The sequence below is a fragment of the Roseivirga sp. 4D4 genome, assembly GCF_001747095.1.
Lineage (GTDB): Bacteria > Bacteroidota > Bacteroidia > Cytophagales > Cyclobacteriaceae > Roseivirga.
Genome location: NZ_MDGP01000001.1, coordinates 161,569 through 184,826, shown reverse-complemented (window position 1 = coordinate 184,826; position 23,258 = coordinate 161,569). Strand labels below are relative to the sequence as shown.

Sequence of the window (23,258 nt, the reverse complement as noted above, 5' to 3'; positions counted from 1 at the left end):
AATAATCTGATTTTGAGTTAAAATGTATCACCAACCGTCAATGTGAGGTTTGGGAATATCTACGTACGGTAAATCCACATGATCAATATGAGGCTTAGGAATATCCACATAAGGTAGGTCCACATGTGGTATCCAACTACCTCCAAATATGTCCCCCATAACCTTAGATACCTCTTTGGCAGCATAGCCGGCTCCCTTGAGTGCTCCGTTAACCACATTGTCGGCAAATCGACCCGTAGCTTTCAGATATCCACCTACTTGATTAGCCGCATAGCCAGCACCTTTAAGTGCTGAGGAGATGTTTTTAGCATTAAAGCCAAAAGTGTTGCCTATTGCATTTCCAACATCGTTGATACCATAACCTAGGTTTTTCAAAGTCTTTGCAACCCCATTAGAACCAAGTGAAAATGCAGACTTCATTCCTTTTGCAATTTGGTTAGCACCAAAACCGGCTGATTTCAATAAAGTAGCCGTGGCATCAGCACCTAGTCCATAAGCCGATTTAAGACCTGAGGCCACTTGGTTAGCAGCATAACCTGCACCCTTGAGTGCCGTTGCCGCTGCTGCATTACTCAAGTTATAAGCAGACTTAAGGCCAGAGGCCACATCATTTGCGGCATAGCCCGCACCTTTTAAAACCTTCGCTGCCGAAGTGGATGTCAAATTAAAGGCACTATGTAAACCTGATGCAACATCACTAGCCACATAACCTGCTGCCTTCATGGATTTAGCTAAAGCCTGAGATCCAAGATTATAGGTAGATTTCAAACCGCCTGCTACTTCTGAAACCGCATAACCCGCTCCTTTTAAAACCTTCGCTGCCTGATTAGATCCGATTTTAAATGCAGACTGAAGGCCTTTGGCTACTTCGTCTGCCGCATAATCAGCATCTTTCATGAGCCCAGCAACAGCTTGCGAACCTAACTTAAAGGCGCTCTTCAATCCGCCAGCTACTTCCTCAGCGGCATAGCCGACAGACTTAAGTGCTTTTGCAACATCTTCGGCTGCCTCACCCAAACCCTGCATCACTTTTGCAGCCTCTTTGGCCGTGGCATTGAAAGCGTTTTTCAACACATGTTCAACGGATTCAAAACCATCTATAAGTCCTTTGGCAACTAAATCAGCCCACTGCTCCATACTATCAAACAGCTCTGAGAATATCTCTTTTGCATTATCCTTGATATTTTCAATAACCATGGCAGGAACTTCTGCCAGAGATTTTGGTGCTACAGTCACCATAAGCTTCGGCATGCTTAGGCCTAAGCCCATAAATTTAAAGTCTCCTGTAAGCGATAATGAAAAGACCTGTGGGCTCATAACCATTCCCATTGATGTCCTCAACTTCACGGCCACGTGAAGTGTACCACAATCCACACCTAATACTTTGAATGGACCTACTTTGGTGTCTATTCCAAAACTATAAGAGGCAGTGGCACTAAAGTTAGACCAATCTTTGAGCGTACAATTCAATGAATATTTTTGAATCTTAGCCAGGTTGAAGTCTAGGCTAAAAGTGGCACCCGAAGTGTCAATCGTGACATCAACAGTTTGGTTAACTGCATCGAAAAGCGTTATTGACCAGTTGGCATGTAGAAAAGGGGAGCTCATTGTACTGAACTGAATCACAGGCCCCCCAGGCTGCACCATGGCTACTTCCTTGACTGGTAAATCTGCCTCTCTGTTGATTTCTGTATTCTGTGCCCTTACCCAATTCCCATTCTTCTCAATCATCTTGTAGAAGATACCTTTCCCGTCTCCGGTAATACTCAATATACCTTTCAGGTTAACTGGAGACATCTCCGCATGACCGCGCATTCCATTTCCAGCACTAATCTGGAAAGCACCATAGGCCCCAAAGTTGAATATTTTGAGCATGGCAGAAAACCCGAAGCCTGGCTGAGCAACGGTACCATCTGGTAGCACGACTACATTCTGAGCCCAGTAAAATGACAAATTGGTAGCATTGACTACATCCATTTGTTTGATCAATCCAGACCCAGCCTCATCTGTGAAAAGAGTATATACTTTGCCCAAGCTCATCTCTTCCAAATAGAAGGAAAGGAACAACGGATTAATCACTGGGCCAATGACTTGTAGCACAAAGGCGAACTCATCTTCTTTCTCTTGCCCTTCTCCAATTGTGAATTTCCCTTGTAGACCTAAACTAGCTCCTGGCGGAGTGAAATACACTCCCATGATCATTCCAAATTGCTTCAAATGAAGCCCTTTGATTCCTGGTGGAGATGGTAGTGAGCTATTATCAGAAGTGATAGATACTCCAACTTGGGCTTGATTGGTCCCAATAGTCATCAAAGCAGTTGCCAAGATGTGTGTACCCATAAGATCGAAGCCAATACCTCCAGAAATTTGGAATAAGAGGGCGCTGGAGATATTGATTTTAAAAGCAGGGTTGGATAACGTGAGGTTCTTATTGTCACCAACAGGTATTTCAATGGTATCACCCAAACCGGCAAACAACTGAAGCCCACCGGTACCTGCCGATATTTGAAAGACAAGCTGATCCTGTTTTACGATAGACCTCACATTGCCCATTTCAACAGACTCTTTAGACGGATCTGAATTGGTCATATCCGCTATCGCAACGACTGTAATCCCTTTTTGTAATTGCAGCTTGACATCATTACCAATTGGAGTAACTGGCTTTTGCTGATTAACTACATGAGATTGGCCATCAAAGGTTGTGTCCATAGCCAATGGCGGTAATGCTGGAATCTTATAGTTGTCCATAATGGCAGAGGACAACATAAAAGCAGCCTGCTTAAAGGACAGGAAGTCCGCGGGTTCAAGTGCCTCTCCCACCACAGGAATATCAGACAACTGAAAGTCCTCGGGCATGTCCATCCCAAATACAAAGCCCCAACCTGTCACCTGATTTCTGGCAATGAAAAAAGCATCACCATAAGTCTTTGATTCAGCTGACAGTGTGAACTGATTCAGAGTCTTGTCATACTCAAAGGTGGCTTTAGTCAGATTAAGATCAACTTCATCTGGTATATCAAAGTGGATGTCAAAGAACTCAAGTAGGTCTTCAAGGCCTATTGTTTCGCCTTTCTCTGCTATCCATGTACCTCTGATGTATTGACTATTGCTTCCAATACCGAGGGTAACAATAAATTCAGCACCAATTTTAAGTTTGCCGATTAGTTTCCCCTCAAACTGACGTTTTTGTGTCTGAGCGTCCACCCAGCTAGACAAATCCGTTTTGAGCTCAATTTCCTTTTCTGCCGGACCAATTTGGATCTTCAAAGGACTGGAAAGATCACCATGAAACCTGAAGAATTTGTTTCCGGTATTAAAACCTACCAATAGATTACTTAATTCTACATCGATCACCGAATCGGGTACTTGCACTCCAAACTTCTCGCCTATGAAAGAAATAAGTTTCCCAATTTTAATGTCGGTTCCTGGATTTGTAGAGCCAGTAAAATCCCAACCCGTTTGCGCGTACTTCGCTATAACGTGAAAGGAAAAATCATCCAGAGCCAAGTTGCCAGAAAAGAAGGCACTATAATTAGATTCGTCCTTTTCAAGGTTTACTAAGGCATTAGAAATAGAAAAAGTCAGGTTAGGTACAAAAGGAATCTCCCAGTTTGCATCAAAGCCTCCTTGAAGAAACATGTAGCCCTCTTTGTTAGCTCTAAATGCAAGTGAAGTGATTGTCAAATCAGGCAAATGATCATACTGCACAAATTGGGCTAAAGCATCCCCCAGCGGAATTTCATCACCATCTTCTAACTTTCCATTGACTTCAAAGTTCTCTTGAGGATGAGCCGTTACATCAATAACAGTAGGCCGATCTTTCCCTAAAATGAATGCCCCGCCAATACTATAGGACACTACTCTATACTTTTTACTGACAGGGTTGACAATTGATACTCCTATATAAGGGTCATCAATAGCAATGAATTTCTGACCTGGAATAAGGTCCCAGGTAACATCTAAACCTACCTTAAAATTGATACCCTGTAGCGTTCGAGTAGATGGATTGATACCAACATTAAACTCCTTGAGGTAAATATTTTTCAATAAGTCAAGAGGACTTGGTAAATCAAAATTGATATCCAATCCGGCCAATTGACTAATAAGACCTACACCATTGCCCAGTGAAACACTTTGATCAACATCTTCAAAAGTAAAAAGCCAGGAATTTGACGGATCGGCAACGGTAGCCTTTAATTTGAAAGCTACATGTGAATCGCTACCAGCCTCACCGATATTTACTGTACCCCCCATTTGAATACCCGTAGCGGTCATTTCCCACCCAGTTGGAGCAGGAGAAGTGAGCTTCAAAAAAAGATCGTCCACCTTCAAATGTCCCAATGACAAATCCCCATCAATAGAACAGCTGAGATCTATTACCGGTTGATCATATTCATGCATATTAATGCTGCCGGACATACTCATCCGATTAGGGATGGGCAGGAAAATTTTGGCCTTATTTATAAAATCACCATTCAGCACAAGATCTCCCTTTAGGTTGATGCCTTTCAACAATCCATTTTTTGGGTCATCATAGTTGGTCACTATGAATGCGGCATTGTCGATAATGATATCATCGAATACAGAAGCTCCAAATACCAATAATCCGTTTCCTTCTGGAGAAGGCTTCCATGAACCAGGAAGCTCGCCAAATGCACCTCCGATTTTCCACTCAGGAAAGAATTTTCCAGACATCTCAAACTGGTAGTCCGTTCCTTTTTGTGAGATGGTCAAGGTAGTTCTAATTTGCTGAGTACTACCAAACAAAGCCATCATACCCACGGCAATGAGGTTATCATCAGTAACCGAGATGTCTGTAGAGGTCATGACCAATGTTTGGTCTGGCATCAATTGGCAGTATGTTGTAAGTTCTGGCACATCAGTCAGCTTCAATTGCTTTTGTGCGTCAAGGTAGGCTTCCAGTATGTTTTTCATTGTGTGTGTTTTCTAAGTTATCTGCTTTTATGGAGGTGTCACCATATCTGAAGAAGTAGTAATATCAATCGCTCCATTGGAGGACAATTTAATTTCATAAGATGTCCCTAAATCCTCTTCAAGCATGCCGTGGTCTAATAAATACAAAGTCGTAAAAACACCTTTCGTGGTTGCCACAGACATGTACTGTGAAGTATCCGTTAACTGATCATTTGGATCAAAAGCATGTTTATAATCTTCATCTAAATTATAATGAGTAGAACTAGAGGCTTGGCTGTTAAACGAATTAAGAGAACGTGATACCAAAGAATACTTGCTATCAAAACAAGAGACGAAATAATGATTATTACCAACCAGACTAGATAGTCGGTTGTTTCTACCAAAATTCAATATAGTGTCAATAACTGCCTGTGATGGTATTTGAAAAGCACCCCTACCCACCCCTGAAGTATCTCCCAGGCGATCCGAACTGATAAAGGCGTATTGAGGGTCTGTGGCCTCTGCCCATTCTCCACTGGTGGAGGTCTTGGCACTACCATGATGCCCTACCTTGAGCACATTGGTTTCAAGCACATTGGCATTATGCTGAGCAAGCATAAAAGCTTCCGTTAGATAGGTGGCATCCCCAGCTAAAATTGCCGACACATTGTTGTTATAAACTCGCAAGACTAGGCTTTTGGTATTTGAGGAACTAAAGTATCCACTGACATTAGCCGCCAAAACATCAATTTTAAATTCTCCCTTTGAAATGAAATTAGTCTCTTTATAGTCACTCGGAAACTGATGGAAATTACCTTGCGCATTCTCCATACCTTCGTACAACCAAAAATCAAACTTAGACGGCTCTTTAATACTGTATTCCGTCTTCACTGTCCGAGAGTGTGGTGAATATGGTCTCGGAAAACACTTAAATACAGGGCCTATTGACCCTCTACTACGGGATCCTTTTCCCGTTCTTCTCGATTGTTTTTTGTACTCCACAATTCTTTTCAGGCGATGAGCCCCCACGCAGCGTTTTACCTTGCAATGAACTGTTTGTCCACCATAATAATCAGTGAGTACACCTGACACATAGACTTGATCAAAAGTGATCAGGTCTGCTTCTAAAAGAGCATTCAAAAGATTATAATGATCACTATCGGGATGTGTTAAAAACAAGTAATCGAAATGGTATGCACCACCGTTGAAAATAGTATTAAAGTACTCTTTTACGTTTTCGAGCGCGAGGTCCGCATTTTTGGAAGATCCGCAGTCTACCAATATGTTGAGCCCTTCGGCTTGAATGATAGTACAATCTCCCTGCCCAACATCGAGGATATGTATCTTTATCTCTGACATAACTAACCTGTTGGAATTCTATATACCGCACTACTCGGCCAGCCTGTAAAATCTGACGGGTCGTCTGAACTCGGGTTTATACTGAGTGCCCCAGATTCTGGAAGTTGAAGATCATACCTGACCCCAATGTCTTCACTTGTACTATCGCCTAAAGTGCATAGATTGGTAAACACATTGAGCTCAGTACGAATTTCGATGTAATGGTCAGCCACTGTACCCAAGTCAGTCATAGATGTGATGATCTGAGGATTTAAGCCAGCTGCTGACCCACTACCAGATTTTTTGTCAAAACTTTTGACCGATCTACTGTTCCCGTAGAATTTATCCGGGAAGTACACTACAAACTTGTGTGCTGCAGCATCTGCTGTATTAAGACGTGTACCGAACTGTAACAGGGTATCAATACTCGCTTGGGATGGGATTTTAAAACCACTGCTTTTGAGTAAATCACCCGTCCGGTCAGAACTAACATAAGCTAGTTCAGGATCGACTGCCGCAGCCCATTCAGAGGAAGTTGAAGTACGTGCGCTGCCATGATGCCCTACCTTCAGCACATCTGATTTTATGTCATCGGCAGAATGATTATCCAAAATAAATGCTTCGGTATCTACCGTAGCATCAGCAGACAACATCACAGACCAAGCATTATTATATATTCTTAGTACAATACTCTTTCCATTTGAGTCACCAGAGCTCAAATTACCTGCCATGACGCCAATTTTCGAATCTCCACCAAGATCTATGGTTTCGGTCCAATTGCTAGAGGGTAAAGTTACTTTACCAGCTTTCACAAGGTCATATAACCATTTATCGAATGCCGGTGGTATTTTAACATCAATCTCGAATTTTTGACCACAACCTAACATGTAATCACATCGCTTTTTGTAGGACCTCCATCTACCTGATTTGGGTGCTCTTTCATAGACCTCAACCGTTTTACCTATATTGGTTTTTCTTCCACAATGAGGGCAGTTCTGATACTGGCTTTGGTAGTAACCCCATGGTCTACCTCCAATTATTATGTTCTTATAAGAAGGACTAAAGGCTCGATTGAATTTCTCAATCAGATTATAATGGTCTCTATCCGGATGTGTAAGAAACAAGTATTCAATCTCTACTTCTCCTTTTTTAAAGCCTTTTTGCTTTATAAAGAATTCCTTAATCTCAGGCCATGTGTCTTTGGAATTTTTGGTTGTGCCTAGATCGACAAGAATCTTCTTCCCATTGGTTTCGATGTAGGTTCCGTCTCCCTGCCCAACGTCAAGGAAGTGAACGGTGATATCCGCCATAATGATATGTTGTGTGTGTCAAGGTTCAATACAAATATTAAACCCAATTATGCAATCAAGCTAATAAAAAATAAGGAGCATGTCAATACCCCATTTTGAGTATTCTGATTTTGATTATTCGAAACATGCCGCTATCAACCATCTTTCTGACTTTTAATCAATAGCCCGAATATTTATGCACTGAGCCATTAAACGATACCAGATTCAACAACCTGTTCCTGCTATTTGGAGTATAATGCCATATTTGCTGCTATGAAGATGAAAACATTTTTTGCCATATTCCTTTTCCTACTGTCCTTGTGCTCAATACGGGGCCAGGAAAGTGAGGTCACCATTGGAAAATCGGTGAAAATTCAATCCAAAGTCTTTGATACCGAAAGGTCACTGAACGTCTACCTACCTTCCTATTATGATGAGTCTACCAAAGACTACCCGGTGCTCTACCTGCTTGATGGTCAAAACTGGTTTACCTATGCGGTGAGCATCAATCAGTTAATGACTGGCTACGATTACCTACCCGATTTCATCATCGTGGGAATTGAAACTGGTGATTCTCCTCGGTATGGTTTTTTCGCTAATGCAGAAAAGCTCCTCAACTATATCGAAAACGATGTTATCCAACACATTGACAAAAACTACAGAACGAATAAAGACCGAATGCTTCTCGGATGGCAATTCGCAGGAGCTTTCACAATAGAAGCCATGATCAGAAAACCAGATCTATTCAACGCTTATTTTCCGGCCAGCCCTATCCCTTTGAATGATCAGCGTCTCGAAGATTTTTCAAAGCTATTAGACAACAACCCTAACTTAAGTCAAACGCTACTCTTTACCACTTCGCTGAATGAGAACGGTGTTGAACCAAATGTAAAGCGTTTTGCAACCATTCTTGAGGACAAAGCCCCGAACAGTCTGGACTGGGAATATAAAGTCATGAAGAGTGAAGTGCTGCCCGCTCTGGGGCATAGAACCACTCCGATGGGGACCATTTACCATGGGCTTCGGAAACATTACGCGGATTATCCATTGCTGGAGTTCAACACATTGGAAGACTTTCAACAATCAGGAGGACATAATTATGTTAACTCTTACTATCGGCAAAGGGCTGAGAAATACAATCTTCCTGAGGGAATACCCCAGGAAGGTAAGTTCTTCCTTATTCGATTAGGCTTAGACACGGATCATTTCCCCACTTTCGACAAGTTTATGAGCGACTTTATATCAACTGATTTTCTAGATAATGTCAATCTGGGCTGGAACACTAGATATGCGGAGTTTTATCTAAAACATAGCAAGCCAGATGGTGCCAAAGTGATTTATGAAAGGCTGATTCAACGATTCCCTGAGAATGCGCGTCCTGTCAACGGAATGGGCGATGCCTTTAGAGCCGAAGGTAATCTGAGCGAGGCAAGGAAATACTACATAAAAGCCATAGAATTGGCCGAGAAAAACCAAGATTCAAGGCTTGAAACCTTTAAAAAAGACCTTAGAGATATTAGTCAGTAATATGTCTTACAAAGAACAAGTCATTGATGCCGAAGAGCTCCTTAAAAAGGCCATGATCCAGGCCGATTGTGCATTGCTTGAGACGCTATTACATGATGAAATGAGTTTTGCGATACCGACTGGAGAAGTGATTACAAAAAGTCAGGAACTTCAAAATTATCGCTCTGGCCAGATGAAGGTCCACGACCTACAAACCAGCGATCAAGAAATTAGTGAAATGGGTGAAACTGTTTCTGTCTCCGTCCTAGCGCACTTGAGAGGTAGCTATCAGGAGAACCCAATTCAAGGAAAATTTCGGTTTATCAGGTTTTGGAAAATGACGAGTGAAGGCCCCAAGATTATTGCAGGCAGCAGCTCACCTGCCGAGATTAAATGACTAGCGTATCCCGACATTCAGATACAGAGTAGGCGTAAAAGGAACCCCCACAGTATTGATAACATCGCCACCAGGAACACTCACTGATTGGTTTAATCTCACGTTTCGGTTATTGAATAGGTTCAAAATAGACACTCCGGCCTCTAGGTTTCTTTTCATGGATTGAAAACGGTATTGAAGTGCCAGATCGGTTCTCCAATAGGGCTCGAAATCTTGTCGGTTCCAGGCAAAAGTATTGTTGGAGAAACCTGACCCATAAACATTAGTCATTGATAATTCAAAGGGATTTAGATTCAGAATAACAGCGGCTTTAAGCTCATGCAACTGGTTTTGAGGGGCATCTCTGTAGGCGCTTTTTCTATCATCAACTCCAAACCTCTCCTCGACTTCTGAAAGTGAATATGAAAGCCAGATCACATGATTGCCAATGTGCTTTCTGGCAAAAAGATCAATACCCTTCGCTTTGGAATCCCCCTCACCAATAAACGATTCTCTCCTACGACTGACGAAGTATCTCGTAAACCCATTCGTAGTTTTATAAAAAGCTTCAAGACTCATTTCAAAATCTTCATCTCGGAACCCAACACCCACTACATTATGAACCGACTCTAATACCGGAATGGAAGACCCGTTCGATACTTGCCAGACATCTGCTCTATTCCCCAATTCATCGACCACAGAGTTTCTGGAGATAAACTGATTGTAAATTCCCCAACCTATATGTGCATTCCACTTTTTTGAAAGGTCAACCCTGGCATTCACTCTCGGTTGCCAGTAGACCTCACTACCTTCAGAGGGTAATTCCGCTTTTAGTCCAACTTGTATCGAGAAGTTATTTGACCATTGAATCTGATCATACCCATAAACTGAGACCCTGCTAAGTTCCTCGATGGAAGTATCTACAATATTATCTCCTTCACTTGCACCAAAAGAGGCCTCATTATCGATATATTCAAGGTTCAATTGGAACTGATGCGCCTTTGTAGCGGCAAATGTATGTGTGATCCGGCTTCGGTTTTCTACGATCAGGTTGGTCCAATTGTCGGCTCTGAGTTCTCTGACAGGAGAAAAGACATTTCTATCCACAAAGTAATTTGTAACCAGTTTAGGGGAATACCTGCTTCTGGATAAAATCACGGAAGAAAGCCCTCCATTTGACCAGCTTCTTACATACTTCAACGAAGTACCAATCTGTTCGGAGTTGACTTTAACACCTTGAAAAACAGGTTGTCGTGTGACCCTTGTTCTCAGGGTTCCCTGGTAAGAATCAGTACTAATCACAGAACTCACCTCTAAGCGATCATTTTGACTTAGGTTAGAGGAAAACTTGAGGTGCAAATCGTTATAACTGTACCCTGGCACGATCAGCGTAGTATCACCATCAAAGCCTGACGCCAGATCTAGCTCCTCTGACAATGTCTTTCTACCTGCAATTTGGAAAGCGGACGAACCATTGAACAAGGGGATATTCACATAGGCACTGACAAGTTGATTCGTAAGACTACCTCCTGCCTCTAGTTGAGTGGTATTGCCGAACTTGCCGTCAATCATAACCACGCCTCCGACCCTATCCCCATAAGGGACATTATAGCCTCCTTTATACACCTCCACATGCTTGATCATATAGGGGTTTACTCTCCCCATATCGTCATTGATACCCCAGCTATTGAAAAGACTGATACCATCGTAGATCACATGATTTTGTCCGGCATAAGATCCCCAAATCACAAAGTCCGCAATCGATTCGCCCGCGGCTGTAATACCAGGGTATTGTCTCAGGTTGTTGAAGACCAAGTTATTGCTAAGGCCAGGCACCAGGTTGTTTCCCACATCATTCAATTGAATGTAGCCGCTCTTTTGCCCAATATTCGTTACAGGTGCACTTCCTCGGTTGCCGGTGACGACTACGTCATCTAAAGTAGTTACTCTGGGCTTTAAGCTTATCTGCAATGCTTCTCCTGACTGGAGTAATGTATCTTGTTCGTGATACCCCAAGCTTCTAAGCTTGACTTTTTGCTCTGAAAGGAATGACTTAAAGGAGAACCTTCCGTTTTCATCGGTGATTAGGTTCCTATCAGAAGTACTGAGGATTGCAAAGGGCAAAGGTTCTCCAGAATCTTGCTCCAAAGCCACGCCTTGAAACAAATACGTTGTCCGCTTTGGCTCTTCTTCAGGCGCCTCATACACTCGAAAAGCATAGACTTCACCAATGCGCACAACCTCAAGATTACATCGAGCGCCCAGTGCTTCTAATGCCAGATCAATGCTTGAAAAGGTCTCACTGATCGTAATGGAGCAGGCATTGGATAGTTTAGAGTTGATAGAAATCTGGACATCGTAGCGATCGTTTAAATCCAATAGAATTTCATTCAACAATTCGTCCTGATAATCAAGACGAATAGATTGTGCAATTGACTTTGTCATACAAAACAAAGTCAGAACCAGCATGATCGTAAGTCGTGTCAAGTCATTTTCTTTTGATCAAATAGGTCTGACGACCTTTTTCTGATGGAGCCAGATTATAACCTACCAGAATCGTCTTCAGCGCCTCAATTGCCGATTTAGGCCTTTCTATTACACCTGTATATTCTTCATTTGCAATGCTCTCATCTTCCAATTCTATCCTAACCCCATAATGTCTCTCTAAATCAGAGAACACCTTTGAAAAAGGGGTTGTATTGTAGTTAAACTCATTATTTCTCCAGGCCAGTATGGCTTCTTTCTCAGCGTTTGCATCTTCTTTTTCAAGTCGTTCAATATTTAGTTTTACTGACTCCCCAGGAAGTAATACCACCTGATCTGAAAACTCATTACTGACCCCAACCTTTCCACTTTCGCAATAAACTTCGTAATCTAAACCACGCGCATAAATATTAAACTTTGTTCCTAAGACCTCTGTGGTTCCAAGGCTAGAGTAGACGGTAAATCGCTCTCCCTTTTCGACTTCAAAAAAGGCTTCACCGTTTAATTTGACCTTTCGATTAAATTTCCACCAGTAAGGAGCGTATTTTATGGAAGATGCCGCATTCAAATGTACTTGTGAACCATCCGGCAATACATGGCTTGTAAATTCTCCCGCCCCTACCTCAACGGTTTTAGTATAGAACCTGGCAAAAAGCCCATAAGTCAGAAGTAATACCATGGAAGCCGCGATACTCATAGAAACCCAATTCATTCGAACCAATTTGCCTTCCTTGACAGGCAGTTCCTCCTTAGTCTCCTCACCAATCAAATCATTTAAGCCTGCCCAAACGTCATCTTTTGACTTGGCATAAGAAAACTCCAGCTTCGAGAAGAGCTTTTGCTCTTCAGCCGAGGTCAAATCCTTATCTCGCTTATTATTTTCCATGATTCAACACTTGTCTTAATTCTTGCAAAGCCAACGTCATCCGCTTTTCAACGGCTTTGACAGATATCTCTAATCTTTCAGCGATTTCAGTATACTTTAGATCCTCCATTCTGCTCATTAAAAAAACCGCTCTTCGTTTCTCCGATAAGCCTGACAAGGCCTTTTCATACTGACCTTTTAGCTCCTTATAATTAACATCATTCTCCGTTTCATGACTACCTTCTTTCCAAGAAAGTGACAATCGATATTTACGCTCTGTCTTTGTCTTTCTATAGTGATTGATCCACAGGTCATTGGCCATTTTGTAGATCAAACCCTTCGTTCTATCCCCTTGGTATTCAAAATCCTTCTCCCACAGCTTCACGAATGCTTCCTGAACGATATCCGTTGCCAGCTCTGAATCGCAGCAGCGGTAGTTCACATAGTTTCGAATTTCTTCGAACCAGTTATCGAAACACTTTTTAAAATCTTGCTTGGTCAAAGGATGATAATTTAAAGTAGTACGGCCAAATGGCCGCACTACCCTAATCGACACTAAACTTAAACTACAACATCTACTTTAAGACAATTGCTAGTTATCGCAGGTTTCTCTAGCCCTAAGCATCTCTTCGTCACTATTTACTGTAACTGTAGTGCCATCCTGGAAAGTGATGTCTACAGGGTAAACAAGATCAGGTCTTCCTTCCGCATCAGGATTGGCTCGGTACCATTGTCTGATCAACGTCCAGTCTGCTCGTGATTCTAAAACGATATCAGATTCATCAGGCATAATAAAGCTGATAGGGAAATTAAAGGCGAAGCATCTTCCATCGGCAGTATCAACCTCGCAACTTGCTCGGGCTCTGATTAACTCTTCCTTATTATTGATGGTGATCACCGTATCGCCATAAAGAATGTCTATTGGATAATCAAATGATGGTCGCGCATCAGCATCTGGGTTTTCCTTATACCAGGTTCTCACGAGTCTCCAATCAGACTTACTCTCTAAAGTGATGCTAGTACCATCTGGGACGGTGACAGAAAACGGAAACACAAAATCGAAACAGTCTCTGGCTTGTCTTCGCTTTCTTCTTCGACTTAAAAAGTCTCGGATAGATCTTAATTCTCTACCGGTCAGGTCAAAGAATATCACGACTATTTCGCCTACTCTTGTACCGCTGGCCCTCATCAGGGTAACTGAGAACCCTAAATCGGGAGCCATCGCAACGCTGGATACTTCACTTTCAGAAAAATCAGATTCAATAATTGAAACTGAACTTGGAGGCAGTGTAGCAGCGTCTACCTCCACTTTATTACTTGCCACTTCTATGGCAGCAATCAACGCATCATCATCTAAAGCAGGATCTGCTCCTTCTTCGTTATCGCAAGAGTACACACCGAGTGCGAATACTACTGCAATTAGGGGTGATATAAATCTTAACTTCTTCATGCTTTCTAGTTTTAAGATGAAATATTTACCCTTACACCGCGACCACCGGACTCTGCCCTACTTTTATTTCTAAAAAAAATTAAGAAAATTTTTAGAATGGGCCCTGAGCACGAAAAAAGGCCTCTTTTTCAAGAGACCTTAATTAGTCTATGTCATAAAAGACTCACATCATCCTGCTCCGAACCTTCGGAGCAGGATGATGACACTGTTAGTGACACTATGCCTATACTACTCCTGCTTCAATGAACGGACAGGATTAACAGAAGCCGCTTGATAAGATTTAGCAGCTACTGTAAGTACACCGATCAGAAAAGCCACAATGCCAGCGATAATGAAAACCAGAGGATCCAGAGAGGTTCTGAACTCAAAGTCATCGAGCCAGTTTTGTGTCACCATATATCCAAAAGGTACTGATACAACAAAGGCTATTAAAATAAGCTTAGAGTAATCTTTAGACAAAAGCATCAAGATTTGTAGCACTGAGGCCCCATGTACCTTTCTTACCCCAATCTCTCGAGATCTTTGCTCAGCCGAATAAGAAGCTAGACCAAAGAGCCCCAGGCTGGAAATCAAAATCGAGATAAGCGCAAAAATATTCGCTAGTTTGCTCACAGTCTTTTCATTGCGGTAGCTTTCCTCATAGGCCTCATCAATAAACTGATATTCGAACTCAGAGTCAGGACTTAGACCAGCTGTAACTTTCTCTATAGCGCTAATGGTTTCGCTCATATTGTCCCCAATTCTTACTAGCACCACATTAGACCGCTGTGGATCGATGCAGGTTATAATTAATGGAGCAATGGGTTCATAGAGGTTTCTCATATGAAAGTTTTTAACTACTCCTATGATTCTTCCATCAATCCCCCAGAAGGATAATTTTTTACCCAGAGGATCATCGAAACCCATCATTTCAGCAGCCACTTCATTGATAATAAAATTGGTGGAGTCCTCAAGTTGCAAAGAGAAATCTCGGCCTTTAAGCATTTCCATACCCATGGTAGAGATTAAGTCTTCATCTGTGAGCATGACATTGACTTCATACCCATCTGCTGGATTTTTACCTTCCCAATTCGTAGAACTTGTCGATCTGCCATAATCCAGCGGGTTTCCAGAGGCAGCACTGACGGCTTTGACATCTGGCAACCTCATCAACTCGCTTTTGTAAGTATCTAAGCGACCCAAAATACCCTGGTCAATAGCAACAGCCAGAAGATTGTCTTTATTAAGTCCTAAATCCTTATTGAGCACATAATCGATTTGTTTGTAAACTACAGTAGTTCCAATAATTAGTAGTGTAGATACCGCGAACTGAAAGATTACAAGTCCTTTTCTAAAATACGCTGCATAAGAGGGCTGCTTCATAGCCCCCTTGATGGACTGAACAATGCTAATCGCGGGTAGTAGTACTGCTGGGTAACTACCTGAAACAAGTCCTACTGAAAAAGTCAGGCCTATAAGGAAATACCAAGTCCTTTGATCCGAAAAGTCTATACTCAATTGTTTACCCACCAGATCGTTGAAGTAGGGCATTGCCATTATTACTACAAACACCGAGATCACAACGGCAATCAAGGTTAATAAAAAAGCCTCGAAGTAGAACTGGGTTCTAATCGATTTCCTTGGAGCACCCATGACCTTACGTAGCCCGATCTCCTTTGACCTTCTACTCGATCTGGCGGTAGTCAAATTCATGAAATTGATACAGGCCACAATCAATATGAAAATGGCTACAATGGTCATGATTCTTACAAAATCGATTCTACCTCCTGAAACCACACCGTTATCAAATTTTGAGTAGAGATAGGTGTCTTCAAACTTGTAGATGATAACCTCTTCATCACCTGCATTTGGATTGCCCACTGTGTGGTCTTTAATTTCCATCAGGATCTTATCCGAAACGGTTTGAACCTTGCTTTCATCACTGATACGTATAAAGGTCATGAAACTCCCATTTCCCCAATCATTGACCCAGCTATTAGCACCGATGAAGACCTGAGCATTCATAAGCCAATTGAAATCCAAGGTAGACTTATCACCTAAGTCCTTAAAAACTCCACTGACTATGGCGTCAAATGCGTCTTCAATTCTTAAGATTTTCCCCATGGCCTCGTTCCTCCAGTTCTGACCAAAGTACTTCAGGGCCACGCTTTCAGCAATAACGATATTACTCACGTTAGAGAGGGCGGTTGACTCATCTCCCAGAAGCATTTCAAAGGTGAACATATCTAGTACTTCTGGACTAGCAAAACTGCCCCCCTCATCGATAAGCTGATCTTCCAGTTGGATTTTAATCTCCCTTGTCTGGCTGAGCCATACTACTTGATCCACTTCGGAGTACTCATCTCTGACCAAATCGCCAAGCGGCTTAGGGGTAGAAGTAGTGGTGGACACCATCCCATTAGACTGCTTCATATTTCTGAAGACTTGATAAATCTCATCCCCATTTTCATGAAATTTATCGATGCTTCTTTCATCGTCAATCCACATCAAAACGAGCATGGTCGAGGCAATTCCTACGACCAGACCAAAGAGGTTTAAAAAAGTATAGCCCTTGTACCTGAGGGCATTCCTAAATGCGATTTTTAAATAGTTGCTTAACATACTGTATTGGTTTAGACCTTTGTTGAATTCTACTTGCTTAATAATACCAGGGCGAAAGAGTAGCAATACATCCAGATAAAACCAGAATCTTGCTTTGACCTTGCTCTTCTCTTGTCGAATGGCAAACAGTTCAGACAAATCACCCTCTACATCCTCGATGAGATCGGGGCTGCAAAACCACTTCAAAAACCGAAGTGGCAGCTTTGGCAGAACTGTTTGGAATGAGTTATTCATGTGATTTTAAAATCGAAAGCCATCGAGGGTATAGCGCCCCATAACTTCTTTCTATCTTCCATTACCTTATCTAATGCCTTCTTTCCGTGAGGTGTTACTCTAAAGAAGCGTTTGCGCTTACCACCTCTAATCGCAGTGGCTTCGCCAAACTCAGACTTCAGGAAACCCTTCTTTTCCAGGCGACTCAGCGCTGTACGCATAGCACCTACGCTAACCTTTCGGTCTAATCGCTTTTCAATGTCTTCTTTAATCGATATACCGTAGGCATTTTCATAGAGTACAGCCACTGTAAGTAGAATGACCTCCTCGAACTCTCCTATTGAATATTTACCCATAGAAATTTATTTAAGTCCTAAAAGTAATTAAAATATATAAATCCTAAAAGTAGTCTTTATTAATTCGTTTCAAACAGTAAAGACCGTAAATAAAAAAAGGCCCTCATAAGAGGACCCAAATCGACATGATTATATGATTAAAAAAACTACTGGTTTGTGGACGATAAGTCCAGATTCTTTACTGCATCAGAAATTTCATATCCAAGACGGAGGCCTTCTTCGCAGTCCATACTCATATGCACGCCAAGTGGAACTCTTGAGAAGGCATTTTCATAGGCCATTTGCTCAAAAGTTTGATAAGTCCTTGGAGTACCAACAAATTCCGTCCTACCCTCATGCGTCCTGTCGGTAAAATCTGTTGCATTGCCGAAAGTATCGATGAACAAGCCTCCCGCTGCAGAAGCGAAAGTCGAGTGACCTGATGGATAGCTTGGAAAACTAGGGTTCGGCCAGAAAACGAGTCGAAATAGATTGGTCTGATAATCTGGATCAATAAACTCATGGATAAAGACATTGGGCCTCATTACCATAAACTCATATTTGTACTTCCAAGCTGCTACGGCAGCATCATTCAAGGCAAAACCCAACTTCAAGAACAAAACCAAAGATTCATCAAGACTTAGGTTATACTGCTCGATCAACTGATTCGCGATAGACACTTGTCTTACTGGAGGGCTCATCATTAGGCCTTCTACGTCATCACTCCAGAATTCAGCAATCCATAGTTGTTCTCCATTCTCTTCTCTGGCAGCATTATTGGCATTGTAAACCTCCATCATCTGCTGGAAATACTCACTCTCAGGGTCTTCACTATAAGTTATTGGGTCTACAGCTGTTGTTTCTTTTGGCTTCACCACAAAGGTTCTAACCGACTCCCAATAAGGAAATAATGCACGTTCCGGGTCGGCTGAGTATGTCCAAAAACCTTCTCCTGTTGGCGGTTCATAGGAAGTCGGTTGGGGTTCAAGTATTTGTTCCTCCGCATCTTTATCTGTTTGACTATAGTCAATCACTTGCTCAGCAATGTACTGACCCCAGGCCTTTGAATCCTCTATAACCTCCTCCGTCAGTCCCGTTGATAACGTATTTTCAAACTCGGTTTCTAGCGCATTGATTGCACTGGTTCTATCATCTGTTACATTGATTAAGAAATGCTCAATTACCTGGGCAAAGCACGTGTTGAGTGCAAGTCTAAAGCTGATCTCATCAGCCATTTCACTTTGTCTGATTCGCAAACCATCCAGTCTGTCTTCGTTGGAAGTGTTGTCAGTCATACCCGGTACCACCGTCTCGTATGCTGCTAAATAGATATAAGCTGTTGCTCTGGCCGAAGCATTCGGCCTCCCCGCAGAAAATCTTTCAAGTTCTAAGAAGAGATCCGTCCAGGCACGTGCTAACTCATTACCTTCTAAAGACAAATCCTCGTTTGTCTCGCCTACTGTAGTTTCAATATCCAGACCATCTTGATTATCGCAGCTTTGAAATGCTACGGCTAATATCATGATCAAGTAGATTAATTGGTTTTTTGCCTTCTTCATTCGTTTTGTCCGTTTAGGGTTAAAAAATTGATTTGCCTTCGGCTGAGTGAGTACTGCTCTGTGGTGAACTCAGGAATGCAACGGACATGGGTGAGGCTTACCCAACCACCTTTTATTAAATTTCTGGATTTGGAATTCGCCAACACTGTCAAAAATCTAGTTGCTGATGTTATCTTTAACAACTATGAATAAATGGCTCACACTTCTTCTCTTAACTCTACTTTATATTCCAGTCTATTCACAATCGGAGACTACATATATTCCATATGTGGCTTACTGGGAAGTCGGGGATGAGTACAATTTTTCTGTTTCCAAAGTCAAGGAACAGTGGAAGGAGGATAATAGAATTAAACTTGACTCATCTACTTATAATGCTCAATTCAAAGTACTCCAAGCTACGGATTCCTCATATTTAATCAGTTGGACTTTTGAAAATCAGCTTCCACCGGAATTGAACTTGCCTGAGTCTTTAAAGGAACAAATTGCTGGCTTCACGAACATGCAAGTCTCATATGAAACAGATGAACTCGGTACGTTCGTAGGCGTTCAAAATTGGGAGGAAATCTCTCTTAAAACTCAAGCACTTTTCAATGAAGTAATCAAACTAACGCAGGATGTACCAGATAGCGACATAAGTAATGAAAAACTAGAAGCAGCGATGGCACCCTTTATCAGCATTTATTCATCTAAGGAGGGTATTGAACGTTTAGTTTTGGGAGAGCTACAGTACTTTCATTATCCTATGGGCGCAGAATTTGCCGTCAAAGACACCTTGCACTATCAGGACTTACTTCCAAATATGTTTGGGGGAACTCCCATTCGAGGAGATGCGAGAATCTACTTTGAAGAAGTTGATTTAGAGAACTCGACTTCACTAATGATACAGCAAATGACCCTAAATCCAGAGGATACAAAAAACACCCTGCTGGATGTATTTAAAAGAATGAACCTGGAGGAAAATGAAATTGAAAAGGCACTCGCAAACTCAGAGTTCAACATAACTGACATCAATAAATATGAATTCTACTTTTATCCATGCGTACCGATTAAAATCGAAACAAAAAGGACTAGTATTATCAATATCGACTCAGAAAAGGGCAAAAGGATTGATCGAACAATCATCAAGCTCATCGACTAAGCAAGAGCCAATAAACTCATTCTGCATAAAGACCCTCCACGCACGAGAAAGTTATCTGCACTCTACTCACTTCTTAGGCTTTTTACCGGATTTGACACTGCAGCTACTCGTACCTGCCAACCGACAGTCAGTAGACCAATAACAAGTACTACCAAAAAGCCTGAGAGTAACTCCACAATGCCAACAGGAGCTCTTTGCCAGAAGTTATTTAGCACTTGGTTTTCAACTATCCATAGCGTTATGGGAATGGCTATTATAGCAGCGAGTACTATTAATAGGAAAAACCCTTTGGATAGAAGAATTGCCAAGTTCTTTGCGTTAGCTCCCAATACCTTGCGAATACCTATCTCCTTCATGCGAGTTTCTATATTAAACACGGCCATACCCAATAGCCCCATGGTTGAAATAGAGATGGCGATGACAGCTAAAAATGAAATGACCTTATAATTGCTTCTTTGGTACTTATAACTTTCAGAAATTTTGTCTTCGTAATAGGCCGCTGTAAATGGATGAACAGGATCCTGAAGTGCATAAATGCTTTCCAGCTTGGTGAGTGTTGAAACAACATCTTGACTATTGACTTTCAGGTTCAATACCTTATAGTCCATCAGTCTATTGGTTTGAATAAAAGCCATTGATTCGATAAACCTCTTAGTCAGTCCTATGCTTACCGCTTCCTTAAAAACGCCTTGAATCCTCACATTGGTCCCATTGTAAACAAGCCGTTTTCCCAGCGCTTCCTGCGGATTTCCCAGCTCCAGTTCTTTGAGCATGGCTTCATTCACAATGATTGAATTCGGTGAACTACCAGCACCTAAAGGCGAGGTAAAGTTGGTGCCGGCAATCATCTCTATCTTATGCATCGGGATATACGTCTCATCAATGTAGTTGATCAAAGACAGTGCTCTATTGCCCATCCCTTCCGTGAAAATCATTCCTGCATTAAGGCCATCGCCCCCTACTCCCAACACCCATGAAGACTTAGAAACATCACTCACTTCCGATATTGCAGCAAACTCATTTGCCAAAACATCAGCGTACTCACCATGAAGATCCACTGTGAGGATATCGTTAGTCTCATAGCCCAAATCATAGTCCAATGTATACTGATATTGATCGTTGATCAGAACGGCACACATGATTAAACCAATAGATAAGGCGAACTGAAAAACGATAAGAACCTTTCTTAGTCTTGCACCCGAAAGGCTCTTTGAAACACCTTCTGCCTTAAAGGCATTGCCTGCCTTGAGTTTGGAATGAAAAACCGCAGGCAGCACCCCGGCTACAATTCCGATTGCTATCGCAAAAAGGATGAAATAGAAAATATGCCAAGCGCTAATCGCCAATTCGAACATGTCAAATCCACGAGCGGAAGGGTTTGGTAAGGATAAAAACTGTGGCCTTATCAGCGCAAATAGAAAAACTCCAACCACCAATGCTAGCAGCGACAAAACGATCGCCTCTACAACAAACTGACTAAAGACTTGAAAACGACTAGCCCCAACGACTTTCCGAACACCTACTTCCTTTGTCCTTCTCAAAGCCCTTGCAAGAGATAAGTTTGTATAATTAAAACATGCCGAGAGTAGTACAATGACTGTAAGGCCTATCATTACCAGCACTTTGCTTCTCGCGAAAGTCGGACCTGTACTGTGATAGGTATCACTAGTAACAAAATCCCTCATGGGTTGAAGGTTATGCACCAGTGGATTGTCTAGCCTTTCATCATTGAAATCCTTTAGAAAAGCCCTCATTGACTCTTCAACAACCACTGGTTCAACATCATCCAAGAGTAAAAGGTAAACCAAAAGGTTACTGACATAGCCAGGATTTGTTTTGTGCGTCAAGCCCTGCTGTTGCATACTCAGTTCAAGTGTCTTAAGGGAAACTAACGCTTCAAAACGGAGATGAGAATTAACAGGAGGATCTTCCACCACACCTGATATGATACCATTTTCAAAGTCCGGTTGGGCAAGTCTTCCATTCTGAAGATAGCTATTCATTTCAGCGGTAATTATCTCTCCAATTGGATCTCTATCACCAAATAATTTCTTGGCAGCAGTCTCGGTTAGTACCACCTGTCCAGGCTGAGACAATGCAGTTTCACGATTACCCTTGATCATTTGATATGAGAAAACATCGAAGAATGATTCACCTGCATAGTGACAACTGATCGGTACGGCTTTTTCTTCGGTACCTAAATCCAGTTCGACAGGGCTATTGGTCATGACCAAAACGTTCTCTACTCCTGATACTTGAGTAGAAAGGAGATCCGCTATGAAATAGGAACCTGTGGCTTGTCTTACGATAACACCCCGATCCCCCTGTTTTTGAGTGGACGTGACCCTGAAAATGTGATCCTTATTCGCATGAAAATCATCAAAAGACGAAAGCTCTTGAATAAGGATTATCATCAGAATACCTACCGACATACTTATGGCCAAACCTGAAATGTTGATAGCCGAAAAGAGGGCATTGTTCCTTAGACTTCTGACCGAGGTTTTAAAATAATTTTTGAACATTCCGTATTGATTAAGTTTTTGACTGCCTCCTAGTTTTTTGAGTGACCAAGGCTTTATGAAGTTGATGACGTGATATGCGTAGAAGATTCGTTGCTGCCATTTGGGTTTTGTACTTAGCTCTTCTCTATACTCCGCCAAATCACCCAGGATCTCCTCCAGGTATTCCTCCCGGCAAAGTGTAGCAAGTAGTTTTTCTGAAAATTTCACCGATTGCTTCTTCAAACTACTTTATGAATTATTGCTAATTGAAAGCTCTGGGATTTTCATCCAAAGGCTAATTTTTAAATCACGGCTTCTTTCCAGTGCACGCGTACCAGAGGCCGTCACAGTGAAGATGCGCTTTCTACGGCCTCCCCTAACTTCAGTGGCATCACTCATATGAGATTCTACAAAGCCCTTTTTCTCAAGGCGATTTACTGTACCGTGTACTGCACCAATAGTCACCGTCCGACTGGCTTGTTCCTTTAAGGCTTTGCGAATAGCGAAGCCATAAGCCTCGTCTTTAAGCATTACGACAAGCAGCAAAATCAACTCTTCAAGCTCACCCAGGTGTTCCTTTTCCATCTATATGATATATTTAATAGAACTAATATACGAGACAAATTTATATTAGTTATACTTTATAGAGCAAATAACTTGGTTATGAACAAAATCAGTGATCAGGGCCT

General features: G+C 41.9%; 15 protein-coding genes. 3 read left to right on the top strand and 12 right to left on the bottom strand.

All coding sequences use genetic code 11. From position 1 onward, the window contains the following. Positions 1 to 27 precede the first annotated feature (27 nt). From BFP97_RS00755 to BFP97_RS00745, 3 genes are read right to left on the bottom strand one after another with little or no spacing between them, the layout of a single operon-like run. Entirely contained in the window at positions 28 to 4,935 is a 4,908-nt protein-coding gene (locus tag BFP97_RS00755) for a hypothetical protein (protein WP_069840586.1), read from the bottom strand. 27 nt (positions 4,936 to 4,962) lie between these two features. Then, the gene (locus BFP97_RS00750) at positions 4,963 to 6,273 is read right to left on the bottom strand and encodes a ComEC/Rec2 family competence protein (protein ID WP_069840585.1); all 1,311 of its coding nucleotides are present in this window, start codon (positions 6,271 to 6,273) and stop codon (positions 4,963 to 4,965) included. 2 nt (positions 6,274 to 6,275) lie between these two features. Then, positions 6,276 to 7,562 carry a ComEC/Rec2 family competence protein gene (locus BFP97_RS00745; RefSeq protein WP_069840584.1) on the bottom strand — a complete coding sequence of 429 codons (1,287 nt, stop codon included), beginning with the start codon at positions 7,560 to 7,562 and terminating at the stop codon, positions 6,276 to 6,278. A gap of 258 nt (positions 7,563 to 7,820) precedes the next feature. Between BFP97_RS00745 and BFP97_RS00740 the strand changes: the two genes are divergently transcribed. Both BFP97_RS00740 and BFP97_RS00735 read left to right on the top strand, forming a co-directional pair. Continuing rightward, a complete protein-coding gene (locus BFP97_RS00740) occupies positions 7,821 to 9,068 on the top strand; it encodes an alpha/beta hydrolase-fold protein (RefSeq protein WP_221406580.1) in 1,248 nt (415 codons plus the stop codon). 1 nt (position 9,069) lies between these two features. Then, on the top strand, positions 9,070 to 9,444 hold the full coding sequence (locus BFP97_RS00735; protein ID WP_069840582.1) for a nuclear transport factor 2 family protein: 375 nt from the start codon (positions 9,070 to 9,072) through the stop codon (positions 9,442 to 9,444). Here BFP97_RS00735 and BFP97_RS00730 read toward each other — a convergent pair whose 3' ends face one another. From BFP97_RS00730 to BFP97_RS00700, 7 genes are all read right to left on the bottom strand, one after another. Continuing rightward, positions 9,445 to 11,868 carry a TonB-dependent receptor plug domain-containing protein gene (locus BFP97_RS00730; RefSeq protein WP_069840581.1) on the bottom strand — a complete coding sequence of 808 codons (2,424 nt, stop codon included), beginning with the start codon at positions 11,866 to 11,868 and terminating at the stop codon, positions 9,445 to 9,447. Between the two features lie 43 nt (positions 11,869 to 11,911). After that, a complete protein-coding gene (locus BFP97_RS00725; RefSeq protein WP_069840580.1) occupies positions 11,912 to 12,793 on the bottom strand; it encodes a FecR family protein in 882 nt (293 codons plus the stop codon). Continuing rightward, positions 12,783 to 13,274 (bottom strand): RNA polymerase sigma factor, encoded by a 492-nt coding sequence (locus BFP97_RS00720; protein WP_069840579.1) that lies wholly within the window; start codon positions 13,272 to 13,274, stop codon positions 12,783 to 12,785. Before BFP97_RS00720 ends, BFP97_RS00725 begins: the two co-directional genes overlap by 11 nt. A gap of 90 nt (positions 13,275 to 13,364) precedes the next feature. Continuing rightward, positions 13,365 to 14,222 carry a hypothetical protein gene (locus BFP97_RS00715; RefSeq protein ID WP_069840578.1) on the bottom strand — a complete coding sequence of 286 codons (858 nt, stop codon included), beginning with the start codon at positions 14,220 to 14,222 and terminating at the stop codon, positions 13,365 to 13,367. A gap of 228 nt (positions 14,223 to 14,450) precedes the next feature. Further along, positions 14,451 to 17,057 (bottom strand): FtsX-like permease family protein, encoded by a 2,607-nt coding sequence (locus tag BFP97_RS00710; RefSeq protein ID WP_083262349.1) that lies wholly within the window; start codon positions 17,055 to 17,057, stop codon positions 14,451 to 14,453. After that, positions 17,054 to 17,392: a PadR family transcriptional regulator gene (locus BFP97_RS00705; protein ID WP_069840577.1), complete on the bottom strand. Its 339-nt coding sequence runs from the start codon at positions 17,390 to 17,392 to the stop codon at positions 17,054 to 17,056. The genes BFP97_RS00710 and BFP97_RS00705 overlap by 4 nt, the downstream gene beginning before the upstream one ends. Positions 17,393 to 17,538: 146 nt before the next feature. After that, a complete protein-coding gene (locus BFP97_RS00700; RefSeq protein WP_069840576.1) occupies positions 17,539 to 18,930 on the bottom strand; it encodes a vanadium-dependent haloperoxidase in 1,392 nt (463 codons plus the stop codon). Between the two features lie 184 nt (positions 18,931 to 19,114). On the opposite strand from BFP97_RS00700, the gene BFP97_RS00695 reads away from it, so the two are divergent. Further along, positions 19,115 to 20,068, top strand: coding sequence for a hypothetical protein (locus BFP97_RS00695; protein WP_069840575.1), 954 nt, complete (start codon positions 19,115 to 19,117; stop codon positions 20,066 to 20,068). 62 nt (positions 20,069 to 20,130) lie between these two features. On the opposite strand, the gene BFP97_RS00690 is transcribed toward BFP97_RS00695, so the two are convergent. Continuing rightward, positions 20,131 to 22,812 (bottom strand): ABC transporter permease, encoded by a 2,682-nt coding sequence (locus BFP97_RS00690; protein WP_069840574.1) that lies wholly within the window; start codon positions 22,810 to 22,812, stop codon positions 20,131 to 20,133. A gap of 6 nt (positions 22,813 to 22,818) precedes the next feature. Further along, positions 22,819 to 23,154, bottom strand: a complete 336-nt coding sequence (locus BFP97_RS00685; protein WP_069840573.1) for a PadR family transcriptional regulator — start codon at positions 23,152 to 23,154, stop codon at positions 22,819 to 22,821. Between the last annotated feature and the right edge of the window lie 104 nt (positions 23,155 to 23,258).

Excerpts from the sequence above, each read along its gene's own strand:
- BFP97_RS00755 (WP_069840586.1), bottom strand. The coding sequence starts at position 4,935 with ATGAAAAACATACTGGAAGCCTACCTTGACGCACAAAAGCAATTGAAG.
- BFP97_RS00750 (WP_069840585.1), bottom strand. The coding sequence starts at position 6,273 with ATGTCAGAGATAAAGATACATATCCTCGATGTTGGGCAGGGAGATTGT.
- BFP97_RS00745 (WP_069840584.1), bottom strand. The coding sequence starts at position 7,562 with ATGGCGGATATCACCGTTCACTTCCTTGACGTTGGGCAGGGAGACGGA.
- BFP97_RS00740 (WP_221406580.1), top strand. The coding sequence starts at position 7,821 with ATGAAAACATTTTTTGCCATATTCCTTTTCCTACTGTCCTTGTGCTCA.
- BFP97_RS00735 (WP_069840582.1), top strand. The coding sequence starts at position 9,070 with ATGTCTTACAAAGAACAAGTCATTGATGCCGAAGAGCTCCTTAAAAAG.
- BFP97_RS00730 (WP_069840581.1), bottom strand. The coding sequence starts at position 11,868 with ATGACAAAGTCAATTGCACAATCTATTCGTCTTGATTATCAGGACGAA.
- BFP97_RS00725 (WP_069840580.1), bottom strand. The coding sequence starts at position 12,793 with ATGGAAAATAATAAGCGAGATAAGGATTTGACCTCGGCTGAAGAGCAA.
- BFP97_RS00715 (WP_069840578.1), bottom strand. The coding sequence starts at position 14,222 with ATGAAGAAGTTAAGATTTATATCACCCCTAATTGCAGTAGTATTCGCA.
- BFP97_RS00710 (WP_083262349.1), bottom strand. The coding sequence starts at position 17,057 with ATGAATAACTCATTCCAAACAGTTCTGCCAAAGCTGCCACTTCGGTTT.
- BFP97_RS00705 (WP_069840577.1), bottom strand. The coding sequence starts at position 17,392 with ATGGGTAAATATTCAATAGGAGAGTTCGAGGAGGTCATTCTACTTACA.
- BFP97_RS00700 (WP_069840576.1), bottom strand. The coding sequence starts at position 18,930 with ATGAAGAAGGCAAAAAACCAATTAATCTACTTGATCATGATATTAGCC.
- BFP97_RS00695 (WP_069840575.1), top strand. The coding sequence starts at position 19,115 with ATGAATAAATGGCTCACACTTCTTCTCTTAACTCTACTTTATATTCCA.
- BFP97_RS00685 (WP_069840573.1), bottom strand. The coding sequence starts at position 23,154 with ATGGAAAAGGAACACCTGGGTGAGCTTGAAGAGTTGATTTTGCTGCTT.